General features: G+C 73.6%; 13 protein-coding genes and 1 rRNA gene. 4 read left to right on the top strand and 10 right to left on the bottom strand.

Annotated features, from left to right (window positions below; all coding sequences use genetic code 11):
* Positions 1-90: ribosomal RNA gene (locus ABZ495_RS30535) — 16S ribosomal RNA — on the bottom strand; the annotation flags it as partial.
* Positions 91-661: 571 nt separating this feature from the next.
* Positions 662-1,666: a stage II sporulation protein M gene (locus ABZ495_RS30540; RefSeq protein ID WP_359810236.1), complete on the bottom strand. Its 1,005-nt coding sequence runs from the start codon at positions 1,664-1,666 to the stop codon at positions 662-664.
* 230 nt (positions 1,667-1,896) lie between these two features.
* Between ABZ495_RS30540 and ABZ495_RS30545 the strand changes: the two genes are divergently transcribed.
* Positions 1,897-2,835 carry an RDD family protein gene (locus tag ABZ495_RS30545; protein ID WP_359810233.1) on the top strand — a complete coding sequence of 313 codons (939 nt, stop codon included), beginning with the start codon at positions 1,897-1,899 and terminating at the stop codon, positions 2,833-2,835.
* A gap of 28 nt (positions 2,836-2,863) precedes the next feature.
* Here ABZ495_RS30545 and ABZ495_RS30550 read toward each other — a convergent pair whose 3' ends face one another.
* Positions 2,864-3,502: a hypothetical protein gene (locus tag ABZ495_RS30550; protein WP_329487912.1), complete on the bottom strand. Its 639-nt coding sequence runs from the start codon at positions 3,500-3,502 to the stop codon at positions 2,864-2,866.
* Positions 3,503-3,621: 119 nt separating this feature from the next.
* On the opposite strand from ABZ495_RS30550, the gene ABZ495_RS30555 reads away from it, so the two are divergent.
* Together ABZ495_RS30555 and ABZ495_RS30560 are read left to right on the top strand one after the other, a co-directional pair.
* Positions 3,622-4,134, top strand: coding sequence for a SigE family RNA polymerase sigma factor (locus tag ABZ495_RS30555; RefSeq protein WP_359810227.1), 513 nt, complete (start codon positions 3,622-3,624; stop codon positions 4,132-4,134).
* Positions 4,131-5,171 (top strand): hypothetical protein, encoded by a 1,041-nt coding sequence (locus ABZ495_RS30560; RefSeq protein ID WP_359839113.1) that lies wholly within the window; start codon positions 4,131-4,133, stop codon positions 5,169-5,171. Before ABZ495_RS30555 ends, ABZ495_RS30560 begins: the two co-directional genes overlap by 4 nt.
* 66 nt (positions 5,172-5,237) lie before the next feature.
* Here the strand turns inward: ABZ495_RS30560 and ahcY are convergent, their stop codons facing one another.
* From ahcY to ABZ495_RS30590, 6 genes are all read right to left on the bottom strand, one after another.
* A complete protein-coding gene (gene ahcY / locus ABZ495_RS30565) occupies positions 5,238-6,686 on the bottom strand; it encodes an adenosylhomocysteinase (RefSeq protein ID WP_329487915.1) in 1,449 nt (482 codons plus the stop codon).
* Between the two features lie 319 nt (positions 6,687-7,005).
* Positions 7,006-7,980 (bottom strand): cation diffusion facilitator family transporter, encoded by a 975-nt coding sequence (locus tag ABZ495_RS30570; RefSeq protein WP_359810220.1) that lies wholly within the window; start codon positions 7,978-7,980, stop codon positions 7,006-7,008.
* A 181-nt stretch (positions 7,981-8,161) separates the two neighbouring features.
* Entirely contained in the window at positions 8,162-9,412 is a 1,251-nt protein-coding gene (locus tag ABZ495_RS30575; RefSeq protein ID WP_329487917.1) for an SIS domain-containing protein, read from the bottom strand.
* Positions 9,413-9,498: 86 nt separating this feature from the next.
* Positions 9,499-9,681, bottom strand: coding sequence for a Trm112 family protein (locus tag ABZ495_RS30580; protein WP_329487918.1), 183 nt, complete (start codon positions 9,679-9,681; stop codon positions 9,499-9,501).
* Positions 9,682-9,829: 148 nt separating this feature from the next.
* A complete protein-coding gene (locus ABZ495_RS30585; protein WP_352289032.1) occupies positions 9,830-11,215 on the bottom strand; it encodes a phosphomannomutase/phosphoglucomutase in 1,386 nt (461 codons plus the stop codon).
* A gap of 163 nt (positions 11,216-11,378) precedes the next feature.
* Positions 11,379-11,744 (bottom strand): DUF3499 domain-containing protein, encoded by a 366-nt coding sequence (locus ABZ495_RS30590; RefSeq protein ID WP_329487920.1) that lies wholly within the window; start codon positions 11,742-11,744, stop codon positions 11,379-11,381.
* 162 nt (positions 11,745-11,906) lie between these two features.
* On the opposite strand from ABZ495_RS30590, the gene ABZ495_RS30595 reads away from it, so the two are divergent.
* Positions 11,907-12,359: a metallopeptidase family protein gene (locus ABZ495_RS30595; RefSeq protein WP_329487921.1), complete on the top strand. Its 453-nt coding sequence runs from the start codon at positions 11,907-11,909 to the stop codon at positions 12,357-12,359.
* A 54-nt stretch (positions 12,360-12,413) separates the two neighbouring features.
* Here ABZ495_RS30595 and ABZ495_RS30600 read toward each other — a convergent pair whose 3' ends face one another.
* A complete protein-coding gene (locus tag ABZ495_RS30600; protein ID WP_359839117.1) occupies positions 12,414-14,105 on the bottom strand; it encodes a DUF5719 family protein in 1,692 nt (563 codons plus the stop codon).
* Between the last annotated feature and the right edge of the window lie 6 nt (positions 14,106-14,111).

A 14,111-nucleotide genomic window follows, 5' to 3' on the forward strand; every position in this document is an offset into this window, starting at 1 on the left:
GATCCACCCCGAAGGGCTTCACCGTTCGACTTGCATGTGTTAAGCACGCCGCCAGCGTTCGTCCTGAGCCAGGATCAAACTCTCCGTGAATGTCTGCTCGTAATCGAGCCGCACTCGCGTCGAGCGGCACGGCAACCACCGGAATGGGGCGGCCCCGCGCACTGCGTCCTCGCTAGTGTTTACTTCATAAAGGAATCTCCAACCCCGATCAGACGATCAAGGCCGGGGATGTCAACATATCTGGCGTTGACTTTTGGCACGCTGTTGAGTTCTCAAGGAACGGACACTTCCTTCGGACCGCCTTCCAGCGGGCCCTCCGGGCGCTTCGTTCTTTCGTGTTTCCAGCTTATCAGATCCTCGCGGCCGTTCTTACCGGCGCTTGTTTCTCTGAATTCCCGCTGGGGGGATTTCCCTCGACTTCGCTCCGAAGCTTATCAAAGCTTTTGGTGTGCTCAGTTCCGGGGTTTACCTCGTCAAAGGGCGCGCACTTCGTGAAATGCGATCGCCCTGATTCGGCGGTGTCGTAGACACTAACGCCTCGGACCGGATGTTGTCCAACCAGTCCCAACCGTTGAAACCTACTAGCCCGCTCGTGCCACGTCAATGGTTTGACCGGGATGCGAGAAGAGTAGCAGGTCAGCGGCATGTCGATCACATCGGCTCAGGCCGCGACGGGCTGAAGGTCCGCCCGATCGGCCGCGTCCAGATCACCGGTCTCGCCGTTCGCCGCGGCCTTCCGGCCCAGGACGAGGGCGTAGAACAGGAATGCGACCTCGGCCAGCGCTCCGATCGTGATGCGGGCCCAGGTGGGCAGGCCGGAGGGAGTGACGAAGGCTTCCAGGACACCGGAGACTCCCAGCACCGTCGCGAGGCCGATGGCCATGCCGATGATGGACCGGCCCTGTTCCGCCAGGGCCGTCCCCCGGGTCCGCGGGCCGGGGTCGATGATGGTCCAGCCCAGGCGCAGGCCCAGCCCGCCGGCCACGAAGACGGCGGTGAGCTCCAGCAGACCGTGCGGAATGAGCAGACCGAGGAAGACATCGAGCCGGCCGGCCGAGGCCATCAGCCCGACCCCGAGGCCGAGGTTGAGGACGTTGCTCCACAGCACGAAGAGCACCGGAATGCCCAGCGCGATCCCGAACAGCAGGCACTGCACGGCGATCCAGGCGTTGTTCGTCCAGACCTGGGCCGCGAACGAGCTCGCCGGGCGGTCCGAGTAGTACGCCTCGTACTCGCCGCCGGGCCTGGTCATCTCCCGGAGCGTGTCCGGCGTGGCCAGACTGTTCCGGACCTCCGGGTGGGTCGCGACCCACCACGCGATCACGGCGGTGGCGAGCAGCGAGAGCACGGCCACCGGCAGCCACCAGCGGCGCGAGCGGTAGAGCGCGGCCGGGAAGCTCACGCTGTAGTAGCGCGCGACGTCCCGCCAGCCGCTGGTGCGAGTGCCCGTGACGGCGTCGCGGGCCCGCGAGACCAGGCTGGTGAGCCGGCCCTCCAGGGTGGGGTCGGGCGCGGCGGCCTGCACCTTGGCCAGGTGACCGGTGACGCGCTGGTAGAGGGTGACCAGCTCGTCCGCCTCCTCGCCGGTGAGCCGGCGGTTCTTGGCGAGGGCGTCCAGCCGTGCCCACTCCCCCTGGTGGGTGGCGACGAAGACGTCCAGGTCCATGCGGCAGCTCCATGGTCGGCGCGGGGCGCGCGGGCAGGCGGGGTGCGGACAAGTGGGCCCAGCATGCCAGGGGCGGCGGCCACCCGGGCCGCCGGGACCTCCCTTCCCGAGCGGGTCCGCGGCCCCGTATGTTGACGACTGCAGATCACGGGGTCGTGGGGGCCGATCCGACGGCCTTCCCTCCCCGCGGACCGCGGACCATGAACCACCGACGGGAACGGACGGGTGTCTTGAGCGACCTGGTGACGGGCGAGGCGGTCGTCCTCGGCCTGCGCACGGCGAAGCTTCCGAGCCGGGCGCTGGCGACCGGGCTGGACCTGCTCGTACAGGGCGCCGCACTGGTGGTGACGTCCCTGGTACTGAGCTTCGCCCTGGTCGACCTCGACGGTGCGGCCCTCGCCGCCATCCTGCTCGGGCTGATGGTGTTCTTCCTGGTCGGCCTGCCCGTCATGGTCGAGACCCTCACCCGGGGGCGCTCTCTCGGAAAGGCCGCGCTGGGCCTGCGGGTGGTGCGCAGCGACGGCGGACCGGTGCGGTTCCGGCACTCGCTGGTGCGCGGGCTGGTCGGCTTCTTCGAGATCATCGTGCTGAGCGGGGTGCCGGCGGCGATCTGTTCGGCGGTCTCGGCCGACGGCAAGCGGCTGGGCGACGTCTTCGCGGGGACCCTGGTGGTCCGCGAGCGGGTGCCCGGGGGCGGCGGTGCGGCGAACGCGCTGCCGCCGGTGCACCCGCAGCTGCTGCAGGCGATCGGCGGCGAGCTGGTCGCCCTGGACCTCTCCGCCGTGCCGGAGCCGCTCTGGCTGGCGATCCGCCAGCTGCTCGGCCGGATCGGCGAGCTGGACCCGGCGGTGGCGCACCGGATGTCCGCCCGGCTCGCCGACGACCTCGCCGCGCGCACCGGCCACCCCGTCCCGTACGGGCTGCACCCGGCGGCGTACCTCGGCGCGGTGCTGACCGAGCGCCAGCGGCGGGAGTGGACCAGGGCCCAGGGCTACGGACTTCAGCACCAGCCGCGGCCCCACGTCCAGCCGCCCACGGCACCGGCCGCACCCGCACCCGCGATGCCCACGACACCCCCGGTACAAGCCCAGCCCCAGGCCCGACCCCAGCCCCAGCCGGCCCCCGCCCCGCAGCCGGCCCCCGGCACCGGATTCGCCCCGCCCGCCTGACCCGCGGGACAACCCGGGCGACCGCCCGCTACCGGCCGTCGAACTCGACCGGCCAGGCGTTCGGCGGCGACTCCAACTCCTCCAGCTCCACCCCCGCCGCGGCCAGCACCACGTCCCCCGCCAGGTGCACCACCTGCTGCTCGCCCGTCTCCAGGTCCGCCACCTGGTAGCGCTCGACCAGCAGCGGCCCCGAGTCCGTCGCGTGCGTCTCCACCGCCTCCAGCAGCCAGCCCTGGTCGAAGGTGCGCGGCGCCAGCACCGGCTCGGTGAACGCGACCAGCCGCACCTTGGCGCTCGCCCCCTCCCGCAGCCGCAGCAGCCGGGCGGTGGCGACCAGGAAGGCCGGCGAGCGCCCGGCGAAGCCGTGGGCCCGGTCGTGCCCCTCCACCGCATGCTCCCCGGCCGGGTCGGCCGGGTCGGTGCGCACCCAGGCCACCCCGTCGACCGCCCCGCCGCGGACCTGCCAGCCGCCCGCCTTCAGCTCCGTCCGCAGCGGCCGGGCCCGGGAGTCCAGCGTGAGGTCGAGGGTGCCGAGAACCCGGCCCTCCGGCCCGTACGTCTTGGAGACGTACCGCCAGCCGGCCGGACCGGGCGCGCAGCTGAACCGCTCCTCGCCGAGCAGGACGTGGTCATGGGTGTCGTGGAGCGAGTACCGGCCATTGGGCATGCCCGAGAGCCTACGTGGACGATCACGGTCGTCCGGCATGCAACGTTCGGCGGGGGTGCCCGCATTAGGGGGTGGACGGCGCGGTTCGGCGCCGTCGGTACTACGGAAGGGGGGCAGGGATGGCGAAGACGGCACGCGAAGCGGAGTTCACCGAGTACGTGGCGTCCAGGAGCGGCTGGCTGCGCAAGGTCGCCTACTTGCTGTGCGGGGACTGGCACCGCGCGGACGACCTGGTCCAGGAGAGCATCACCAAGCTCTACGTGAACTGGCCACGGGCCGGACGGGTCGAGAACGTCGACGGCTACGCCCGCAAGGTGCTGGTCAACACGTTCCTCGCCGAGCAGCGGTCACCCTGGTGGCGGCGGACGACGCGCAACGGCACGGCGCCCGACACGGCGAGCGTGGGCGTCGACCTCGACGCCTCCCTCGACCTGCGCGAGGCGCTGGCCGCGCTGCCGCCGCGGCAGCGGGCCACCGTGGTGCTCCGGTACTACTGCGACCTGACGATCGACCAGGCCGCCGAGGTGCTGGGCTGCTCGTCCGGCAACGTCAAGAGCCAGACCTCGCGCGGTCTGGAGGCGCTCCGCGTCTCCCTCGCCGCCCGCCCCGCCACCGCAGAGAGGACGTCATGACGAACAACGAGTACCAGAACCTCACGGGGCGGTTGAGCTCGCTGGCCGACGAGCCCGCCCCGCCGTCCGCCGTCGACACCGCCTGGGCCGTCGTCCGCGGCCGGTCGCGGCTTCGCCGCCGGCGCGGGGCCGCGTGGGGCGCGGCGGCGGCGGTGACGGCGGCGGCGGTCCTGGGCGGTTCGCTGCTGACCCGGCCGGCCGGCGGGACCGCCACGCCGGAGGCGCCGGGCACGCTCGTCGCCGCGAGCTCCCCCCAGGTCTCGTCCGCCGCGCGCACGGGCACCGACCCCTTCTTCACCGAGGCGCGGTTCGGCTGGCTGCCGGACTCGCTGAACGCGGCGGGCGGCATCGGCTACGGCTACGCCGACGCGCTGGGCGCCGAGCACACGTCCGCCAAGGTGTGGACGAAGGGGCAGTCCACGCCGAACCTCTCGCTGTCGCTCGCGCCGGGGAACGCCGAGCCCGCGCACGTCGGCCGGCACACGGTGCCGGCTCCCCCGGTCGACGGGCGTTCGGCCCACTGGCTGGTCTCCGACAACCCGCTGCCGGTCGACCCGGTGACCCTGTCCTGGGAGACGGCCTCGGGCCGGTGGGCGCAGCTGGACGCCTACGCGCCGAAGGAGGCCAAGCCGGAGGAGACGCTGCTGCGGATCGCGGCCGGGGCCCGCTTCGGGCGGACCGACCTCCCGCTGCCGGTCTACCTGACGGGGCTTCCGGCGGCGTTCAAGGTGTCGGCGGTGTCGTTGCTCCGGCCCTCGGCCGTCATCGACGAGCCCTGGCGGGTCAGCCTGGCGCTCACCGCCGAGAAGCTCTCGGTCGACGTCATGGTCCAGCCGGAGACCGCCGAGCCCGCGGTGGCTCCGCCGGGCGCCGACCCGCGGGAGTGTGAGGTGGACAAGGGCGTGCGGATCTGCGTGTCGACCCGCTCCGGGGCGAACCCGGCGCTGGAGGCGATCGGCGGGCTCCCCGGGCTGCTGGCGAAGATCAGGTCCGCGGGTGCCGACGAGGGCGCCTGGACGGTCGACGTCCTGCGCTGACCGGGCCCGGACGCGGCCGTGGCCGGCGTCCCGCGAAGGGGCGCCGGCCACGGCCGTGTCACCTGATCAGTAGCGGTACTGGTCCGCCTTGTACGGGCCCTCGACCGGGACGCCGATGTAGTCGGCCTGGTCCTTGGTCAGGGTGGTCAGCTTCACGCCCAGCGCGTCGAGGTGCAGACGGGCGACCTTCTCGTCCAGGTGCTTCGGCAGCACGTAGACGCCGATCGGGTACTGCTCGGTCTTCGTGAACAGCTCGATCTGCGCGATCGTCTGGTTGGCGAAGGAGTTGGACATCACGAACGACGGGTGGCCGGTCGCGTTGCCCAGGTTCAGCAGGCGGCCCTCGGAGAGGACGATGATGGTGCGGCCGTCCTCCTTGCGCCACTCGTGGACCTGCGGCTTGACCTCGGTCTTCACGACACCCGGCAGCTGGGCCAGGCCGGCCATGTCGATCTCGTTGTCGAAGTGGCCGATGTTGCCGACGATGGCCTGGTGCTTCATCCGGGCCATGTGCGAGGCCATGATGATGTCCTTGTTGCCGGTCGTCGTGATGAAGATGTCGGCCGTCTCCACGACGTCGTCCAGGGTCGCGACCTGGTAGCCGTCCATCGCCGCCTGGAGCGCGCAGATCGGGTCGATCTCGGTGACGATGACGCGGGCGCCCTGGCCGCGCAGCGACTCGGCGCAGCCCTTGCCCACGTCGCCGTAGCCGGCGACGACGGCGACCTTGCCGCCGATCAGCACGTCGGTGGCACGGTTGATGCCGTCGATCAGCGAGTGGCGGCAGCCGTACTTGTTGTCGAACTTCGACTTGGTGACCGAGTCGTTGACGTTGATCGCCGGGAACAGCAGCTTGCCGTCGCGGTGCATCTCGTACAGGCGGTGGACACCGGTGGTGGTCTCCTCGGTCACGCCCTTGATGGTGGCGGCGACCTCGGTCCACTTGTTCGGGGTCTCGACCAGGGTGCGGTTGAGCAGCTCCAGGATGATCCGGAACTCGTCGTTGTCCGCGGTCGACGGGTCCGGCGCGGAGCCGGCCTTCTCGAACTCGACACCCTTGTGGATCAGCAGGGTGGCGTCGCCGCCGTCGTCCAGGATCATGTTCGGGGTCTGGCCGTTCGGCCACGTCAGCGCCTGCTCGGTGCACCACCAGTACTCGTCCAGCGTCTCGCCCTTCCAGGCGAAGACCGGCACACCCTGCGGGTTCTCGGGGGTGCCCTCCGGGCCGACCGCGATGGCGGCGGCGGCGTGGTCCTGGGTGGAGAAGATGTTGCAGGAGCACCAGCGGACCTCGGCACCGAGGGCGGTGAGGGTCTCGATCAGCACGGCGGTCTGCACGGTCATGTGCAGCGAGCCGGTGATGCGGGCGCCGGCGAGCGGCTGCGAGGCGGCGTACTCGGCGCGGATCGTCATCAGGCCGGGCATCTCGTGCTCGGCCAGCTGGATCTCCTTGCGGCCGAACGGCGCCAGGGAAAGGTCGGCGACCTTGAAGTCACCGGTGATGTCGGTCGACATGCGTCTGCTCCTCGCTGATGGGGATGGGGCAAGGCCAAAGGTCCTGGGTGTGCGTCGCGGCACGGCGGGGACGCACGGGTGCGCGGCAACGCCGGGGCCACCGGATCCGCGGCGGGACCGGTTCCCTGCTGCTCAGCACAAACCGTCGGAGGACCTCTCTCCCTCGACCGGTACGCGCCCCCAGGGGACGGACCACCGATCGACCGCCATCAGCAGCGACGTTCTGGCTCTGGTGACGAATCTACACCGGCGGGCCCGGACGGCGGCTCGCTATGACCGTTTTTCAGCCCGCGCACCGCCGCCCCGGGGGTGCGGGTGCTCAGTGCGCGCCGGGCACCGGTCCACCGGGCGTGGCGTACGGGTCGTCGCCCTGCGCCTCCTTCTCGGCGCTGTACACGTCGGGCTCCAGGTAGATCGCCCGGGCGATCGGGACGGCCCGGCGGACGCGGATCTCGGCGGCGTCGATGGCCTGCGCCACCTGCGCGGCGGAGTCCTCCGCGTTGACCGCGATCTTGGCGGCGACCAGCAGTTCCTCCGGGCCGAGGTGCAGGGTCCGCATGTGGATCACGCGGGTGACGGAGTCGTGGTCGACCAGCGCGTCGCGGATCTCGGCCACCACCTCCGGGTGGGCGGACTCGCCGATCAGCAGCGACCTGGTCTCCGACGCCAGCACGAGGGCGATCACGATCAGCAGCAGGCCGATCGCCAGGGTGCCGATACCGTCCCAGACGCCGTCCCCGGTGATCACGGTCAGGCCGACGCCGAAGAGCGCCAGCACCAGACCGATCAGCGCGCCGGTGTCCTCCAGCAGGACGACCGGCAGCTCCGGCGCCTTGGCCCGGCGGATGTAGGCGGGCCAGCCGTGCGCGCCCTTGTCCTTGACGGCTTCGCGGTAGGCGGTGAAGAAGGACCACGCCTCCAGCCCGACCGCCAGCACCAGCACGCCGATCGGCCAGTACCAGTTGTCCAGCTCGTGCGGGTGGGCGATCTTCTCGTAGCCCTCGTAGACGGCGAACATGCCACCGACGCTGAACAGCACGATGGAGACCAGGAACGCGTAGATGTAGCGCTCGCGCCCGTAGCCGAACGGGTGCTCCTGGGTGGCCGCCCGCTGCGAGCGCTTGCCGCCGACCAGCAGCAGCACCTGGTTGCCCGAGTCGGCCAGCGAGTGGACGCCCTCGGCCAGCATCGAGGAGGAGCCGGAGAACGCGAAGGCCACGAACTTGCTGACCGCGATGCCCAGGTTCGCCGCCAGGGCCGCGACCAGGGCCTTGGTACCGCCTTCGGTGCTCATGCCGGTGTGGATCCCTCCGCCGGGGGCCGCTCGGGCGGCCCGCGCTCTGCTCTGTCGGGTGCTGCCTCGGCCGGGTCGCGCCCCGGCCGAGTCCGTCGAGCGCATACGGTACCGGGCCCGCCGCGCCGCGGGGTCGGGACGGCGCCCCGGCCCCGGCCCGGGAGGGCGCCGCGCCGCGGGCTCAGGACTGCGCCGCGAGCCCCAGGTAGACGGCGGCGAAGTCGGTCAGCGCGATCAGGTCGGCCAGCGCGTGCAGCGGGTCGGGCCGGGTGGTGGCGTACTCGGTGAGCCGGACGTCGTGGGCGGCGGCCAGCCGCTGCCCCCGGGTGACCGGGTAGCTGCGCGGACGCTCGTCGTCGGCCGGGACCTCGGCCGGGCCCCGGTCCTCCTCGCCGGGGGCCGGCGTGCCCGGGAGGTGCCGCAGCACCAGCACCTGGAGGTGCAGCGGGTCGGGCTCGTCGACCCGGTCGCGGAAGAAGTCGTCGGGGTCGGCCCCCGCGCCGAGCTGGCCGGCGAACATGCCGCGGTGCGCGGTCAGCACCTGCGGCAGCAGGCCGGCCGGCGCCGGGCGGCCGGCCCGCTCGGCGAGCTGGGTGGTGAACCGGGCGGCGGCCGCGCCGGCCACCGGCCCCTCGGCCCAGAGCAGCGGCACGGTACCGGCCAGCCGGGCGGCCAGGCTCTTGGCGGGGTTGGTGTACGCGGCCGCGTCCGGCCGGCAGCGCACGGCGGCCTCGTCCAGCAGGTCCGCGGTGGCGGCCGGCGCGTCGTAGGGCAGCTGGGTGACGCCGAGCTTCTGGGCCAGCGCCAGCAGCGGGGCGAGGTGGGCCCAGAGCGCGGCCGGGTCCTCGGCCGGGAGGTCGGGCTCGGCCCCCGGGCCGGCCGGGGGCGTGCCGTCGTCGGGCAGGTTGGACGGCACGTAGGGCAGCGGCAGCGCGCGGACCTGGAGGGCGGCCTCGGCCAGCCGGCTGCCGGCGGGGGCGGTGACGACGATGGCGCAGCCGCGCGCGTAGGCCTGTTCGGCGAGGGCGACCAGGCCCTGCTCGCCGCCGTCGGCGGAGCTGATCACCAGCAGGTCGAGCGGTCCGGCCCAGCCCGGGAGCTGCCAGGCCAGCCCGTCGGCGAACACCGGCGGCGCGCTGGCCCGGTCGGTGCGCGGCGGCGCCGCCGCGTCGGTGGGCGGCAGCGGCGCGATCAGGCTGGCGGTGCCGGCCAGCGCGGCGAGGATCTCGCCCGCCGTCAGCGCGCTGCCGTGGCCCGCCACCAGCACGGCGCGCGGTCGGCCGTCGGGGCGCAGCCGGTCCAGGCCGGCCGCGTCGGCGAGCCGCAGGGCGGTGCGGACCCGTGCGCCGGCGCCGGCCAGGGCCAGCAGCGCGCGGTCGCGGTCGGCGCGCTGGAGGGCGGCCGGGTCGTCGAGCAGGGTGTCGTCGAGCATGCGGCGGGCCTCCGGCTGCTGGCAGGGCGCTGGGGTGGCGGGGGCGGGTACGGGTCCGTGCCCCCTGCGGGTCTTGGCCCCAAGGATCAGGCCGGGCGGCGGGCCTCGTCCACCAGCAGGACCGGAATGCCGTCCCGGACGGGGTAGGCGAGGCCGCAGCCCTCACCGGTGCAGAGCAGCTCGGGGTGCTCCTCGCTGCCGCCTTCGGTGAGCGCGGCCCGGCACTGCGGGCAGACCAGGATCTCCAGCAGGAAGGATTCGAGCTTCATGGGGTGTCGGGCTCCAGATCTCGGGGGTGGCACGGCGGTGCCCCGGCCAGGAGGAAACCCTACCGGCCGGGGCACAGGCGGCGTGCGTCAGGCGCGTGCGTCGGGCGCACGCCTCGGGACGCCCGCCGGGGCGTGCGTCGGGCGGGTGTCAGCCGCGGACGATGGCGAGCACGCCGTCGCGCAGCTCCGCCATCCGCGCCGGGTCCTTGGCCTCGACGTTGAGGCGCAGCAGCGGCTCGGTGTTGGAGGCGCGCAGGTTGAACCACCAGTCCGGCCCGGCGACGGTGAGGCCGTCCAGCTCGTCCACGGTGGTGCCCTCCAGGCCGGCGTACGCGGCGCGGACGGCGGCGGAGCGGTCGGCCTGGTCGGCGACGGTGCTGTTGATCTCGCCGGAGGCGGCGTAGCGGTCGTACTCGGCGGTGAGCGCGGAGAGCGTGCCGTCCTGCCCGCCGAGGGCGGCCAGCACGTGGAGCGCGGCCAGCATGCCGGTGTCGGCGCGCCAGAAGTCGCGGAAGTAGTAGTGCGCGGAGTGCTCGCCGCCGAAGACCGCGTCGGTGACGGCCATCTCCTGCTTGATGAAGGAGTGGCCGACCCGGGTGCGGACCGGCTTGCCGCCGAGCTCGCGGACCACCTCGGGGACGGTCCAGGAGGTGATCAGGTTGTGGATGACGGTCGGCTCGTCCTCGCCGGCCGCCTTGGCCCGGGCGATCTCGCGGACCGCGACCAGGGCGGTGATGGCGGACGGGGAGACCGGCTCGCCGCGCTCGTCGACCACGAAGCAGCGGTCGGCGTCGCCGTCGAAGGCGAGCCCGAGGTCGGCGCCGACCTCGCGGACCTTGGCCTGCAGGTCGACGAGGTTCTTCGGGTCGAGCGGGTTGGCCTCGTGGTTGGGGAAGGTGCCGTCCAGCTCGAAGTACATCGGGACGAGCTCGATCGGCAGGCCGTCGAAGACGGTCGGCACGGTGTGGCCGCCCATCCCGTTGCCGGCGTCGACGGCGACCTTGAGCGGACGGATCGCGGTCAGGTCGACCAGGCCGAGCAGGTGGTCGGCGTAGCCGCGCAGGGTGTCCTGGGCGGACAGCGCGCCGGGCTTGACGTCCCGCACGGGCACGGTGACCGTGTCGTCCTCGCCGGTCCAGGACTCGACCAGCTCGCGGATGTCGGCGAGGCCGGTGTCCTGGCCGACCGGCGCGGCGCCGGCCCGGCAGAGCTTGATGCCGTTGTACTGCGCCGGGTTGTGGCTGGCGGTGAACATCGCGCCGGGCAGGTCGAGCTTGCCGCTGGCGTAGTACAGCTGGTCGGTCGAGCAGAGGCCGATCTCGACCACGTCGGCGCCGTAGGCGGCGGCGCCCTCGGCGAAGGCCCGGCTCAGCGACGGGGAGGACGGCCGCATGTCGTGGCCGGTGACGATCGAGGACGCTCCGGTGACCTGCACGAACGCGGCGCCGAAGGCCCGCGCGAGGCTCTCGTCCCACTGGTCCGGGACGACGCCTCGAACGTCGTACGCCTTCACGAGCTGCTTGAGGTCGCGCACTGCGGCTCCACCCTGGTCTCTGTCTGATCGGTGTGCTTCCCGGGGCGGCCGGCCGCCCCCGGGTCACGATACGTCGGGGCACCGCGCCGTCGGGCGGGCGGTAGACGGGCAGCGTACCGGGGCCGGGTGGCCGCTCCTCGCCCGGTGCGGGCGGGGCGGGCCGTCAGTTGTCGGGCGAGCGCAGCACGCGCAGGTGGCCGCGGCGGCCGGCCTCGGTGGACTCGCCGTCGGGGCCTCGGCCCTGACGGGGGGTCTGCGGGCGGGCGGCCTCGCGGACGGCGTTGGCGAGCGCTTCGAGGTCGTCGCTGCTGCGGCGCAGCGGGCCGGCCTCGGCGGCGAGCCGGACGACCTCCCAGCCGCGCGGGGCGGTGAGGCGCTCGGCGTGCTCGGCGCACAGGTCGTAGCAGTGCGGCTCGGCGTAGGTGGCGAGCGGGCCGAGGACGGCGGTGGAGTCCGCGTAGACGTACGTCAGCGTCGCGACGGCCGGTCGGCCGCACGCGGTCCGCGAACAACGACGTACAGAGCTCACGAGGGTGGACGGTACCGCACTCCTCGCCGGGGAGCGAAGACCGCCTGTCCGGAGGGCGTGCCGTGTCGTGCTCCGCGCGCCCGTCCGTGCACCCGCCGCCCTGGCCGTTCGCTGTCGAGGTGGTCCACTTCCGACCGTCCAAGGACTACCCTCGGCAGTGATATGGACAGCTCTGCACCGCAGTCATCGACGGGACCTTCGCGCCGACCGCGCCACCGCGACCGGCACGGCAGGGGTCTGCGCGGCCCGCTGGCGCCTCCGCAGGTGCCGATCTCGCTCACCCGCTCCGAGTTGTTCGACGACTACGTGCGCGAGTCGGTGGAGCGTCTCGAACGGCGTTGGCCACAGCTGATCGAAGTGGAGTTCGCCGTCCAGGAGGTCCCGCTGCGCGAGGCGCAGGGGCCGGACACGGACGGCGGGGTGCCGCTGGGGCAGGTGTCGCCGGGCCGGCAGGGGCGCAAGAGCCAGATCGTGGTGTACCGCCGGCCGGTGGAGATCCGGGCGAAGTCGCGGGAGGACCGCGCCGCCCTGGTGCACGAGATCCTGATCGAGCAGGTGGCGGAGCTGCTGGGGCTGTCGCCGGACGCCATCGACCCGCGCTACGACGAGGAATGACTTGACGACGGAGGGGCGGTACCCGGTGCCGGGTACCGCCCCTCCGTCATCGCGTCAGCGGAGCACGACCGCCGGGTCCTGGGCGGCCCGCGGGACCTTGACGCTGCTGCGGTCGTCGCGGAGCGCCTGGACGGTGAACATCGGGACGTCCTTGGTCGGGATCGCCAGCATCCGGGCGGCGACGACGGGGCCGCCGGAGACGGTCTCCACGGTCAGCGCGAAGGCGCCGTTCAGACCGGTGGGCTCGGGCGCCGGGACGGCGACCGTGCCGCCGGCGGGCAGCTCGACGTCCTTGCTGACCGGGGTGCCCCCGCCGCTGCCGGCCGAGGCGGTGACCTTGACCTTGGCGGCCTCACCGGTGGAGGTGAGGAAGAGCGTGGTCGGCCCGCCGCCGCGGTTGTCGGCCACCGTGGCGCGGGCGCCGACCGGGGCGGTCCCGGTCAGCCAGGCGGCGTCGGACTTGCCGTTCTGGCCCACCCGGTCGATCCGCAGGCCGGCCACCACCGGGGTGGGGTGCTTGTCGTCCGTGGGTGACAGGCGCAGGCCGGCCACCTCGTCCCGGGTGACCTTGCCGAGGTCGACGGCGGCCACCATGCCCGCCTTGACGTGGATCGACTCGTTGCCGGCCGGGGTGAACAGGCCGTTCTTGCCGGAGAGCTGGATCTTCAGGTCCGCGTCGTCCTCCGGCGGCGCCCAGACCACCAGGTGGGCGTTGGCGGTGTCGGCGGGCAGGCCCGGGAGCACCTGGACGGGCGCCGGGGCGGCCGAGGCGGGCACCCAGTCGGCGCCCTTGCTGCCGTCGGCGGCGTGCACGGCGGCGCCGACCCGGCCGCTGCGGGCGACGACGTGCACCGCGAGGTCGGCGACCTGGCCCTTGCTGATGGTGGGCAGCAGGACCGACTGCGAGCTGCCGGGGGCGACGGTGATGCCGTTGGCGGCGTCGTTCTCGATCAGGCCCTTGTCGCCGTACAGCTTGATGTCGACCACGGCCGCGGTGGCCTCGGTGTTGACCAGGCTGACGTAGTCGACCCGGTCGCCCGCGGTGCTGGCGCCGGCGAACCAGAAGCTGGTACCGGCCGGGGTGCAGGTGAGGCCGGAGAGGCCCTGGCCGCGCTGCTCGGTGACGGTGGTGGTCTGGGTCACGGTGAAGCCGGGCGCGAGGGCGCCGGTGGCGACCGCGCCGGTCCCGGGGGCGTTGTCGCTGTTGGCGGCGGGGGCGACCACGGGGGCGCCCGGCTTGGTCAGGTTCAGCCGGGCGTCGCCGGGCGCGGTGTCCTTGGCCGCGACCGGCGCGGCGGAGGCGGCGGCCGTCGGGGCGGACGGTGCCGGAGCGGAGGGCGCCGGGGCGGCGGGGGCCGAGGGCGCGGTGGCGGGCGCCGCCGCGTCGGCGACCCAGCCGACCCCGGCGGCCGCGTCGCCACCGGTGCCGGTGCCGGGCGGGGTGTAGGCGGTGAGGGTGGTCGAGCCGGTCAGGCCCTGGAGCGGCTGCGGGCAGACCAGGGCGGTCCGCTCGACCTGCGCCGAGGTCGCGGCGCCGCCCTGGTCCGGGCCGGCCGCGGTGGCCGGCGGGCGCACCTGGGCGACCCCGAACACCACGGCAAGCACCGCGGCGGCGGCCAGCAGCGACTGGGTCGTCTTCGTCCCTCCGGACGACCCCGCGGGGCCGGCCGCGGCGAACGCGGCCTCGTCCGGTGCCCCGGAGCCGGTCCGGCCCTTGGACTTCTTCGGGAAGGCGGGCTTCTTCATCGCGGG

This window comes from Kitasatospora sp. NPDC005748, assembly GCF_040630735.1.
Taxonomy (GTDB): domain Bacteria; phylum Actinomycetota; class Actinomycetes; order Streptomycetales; family Streptomycetaceae; genus Kitasatospora.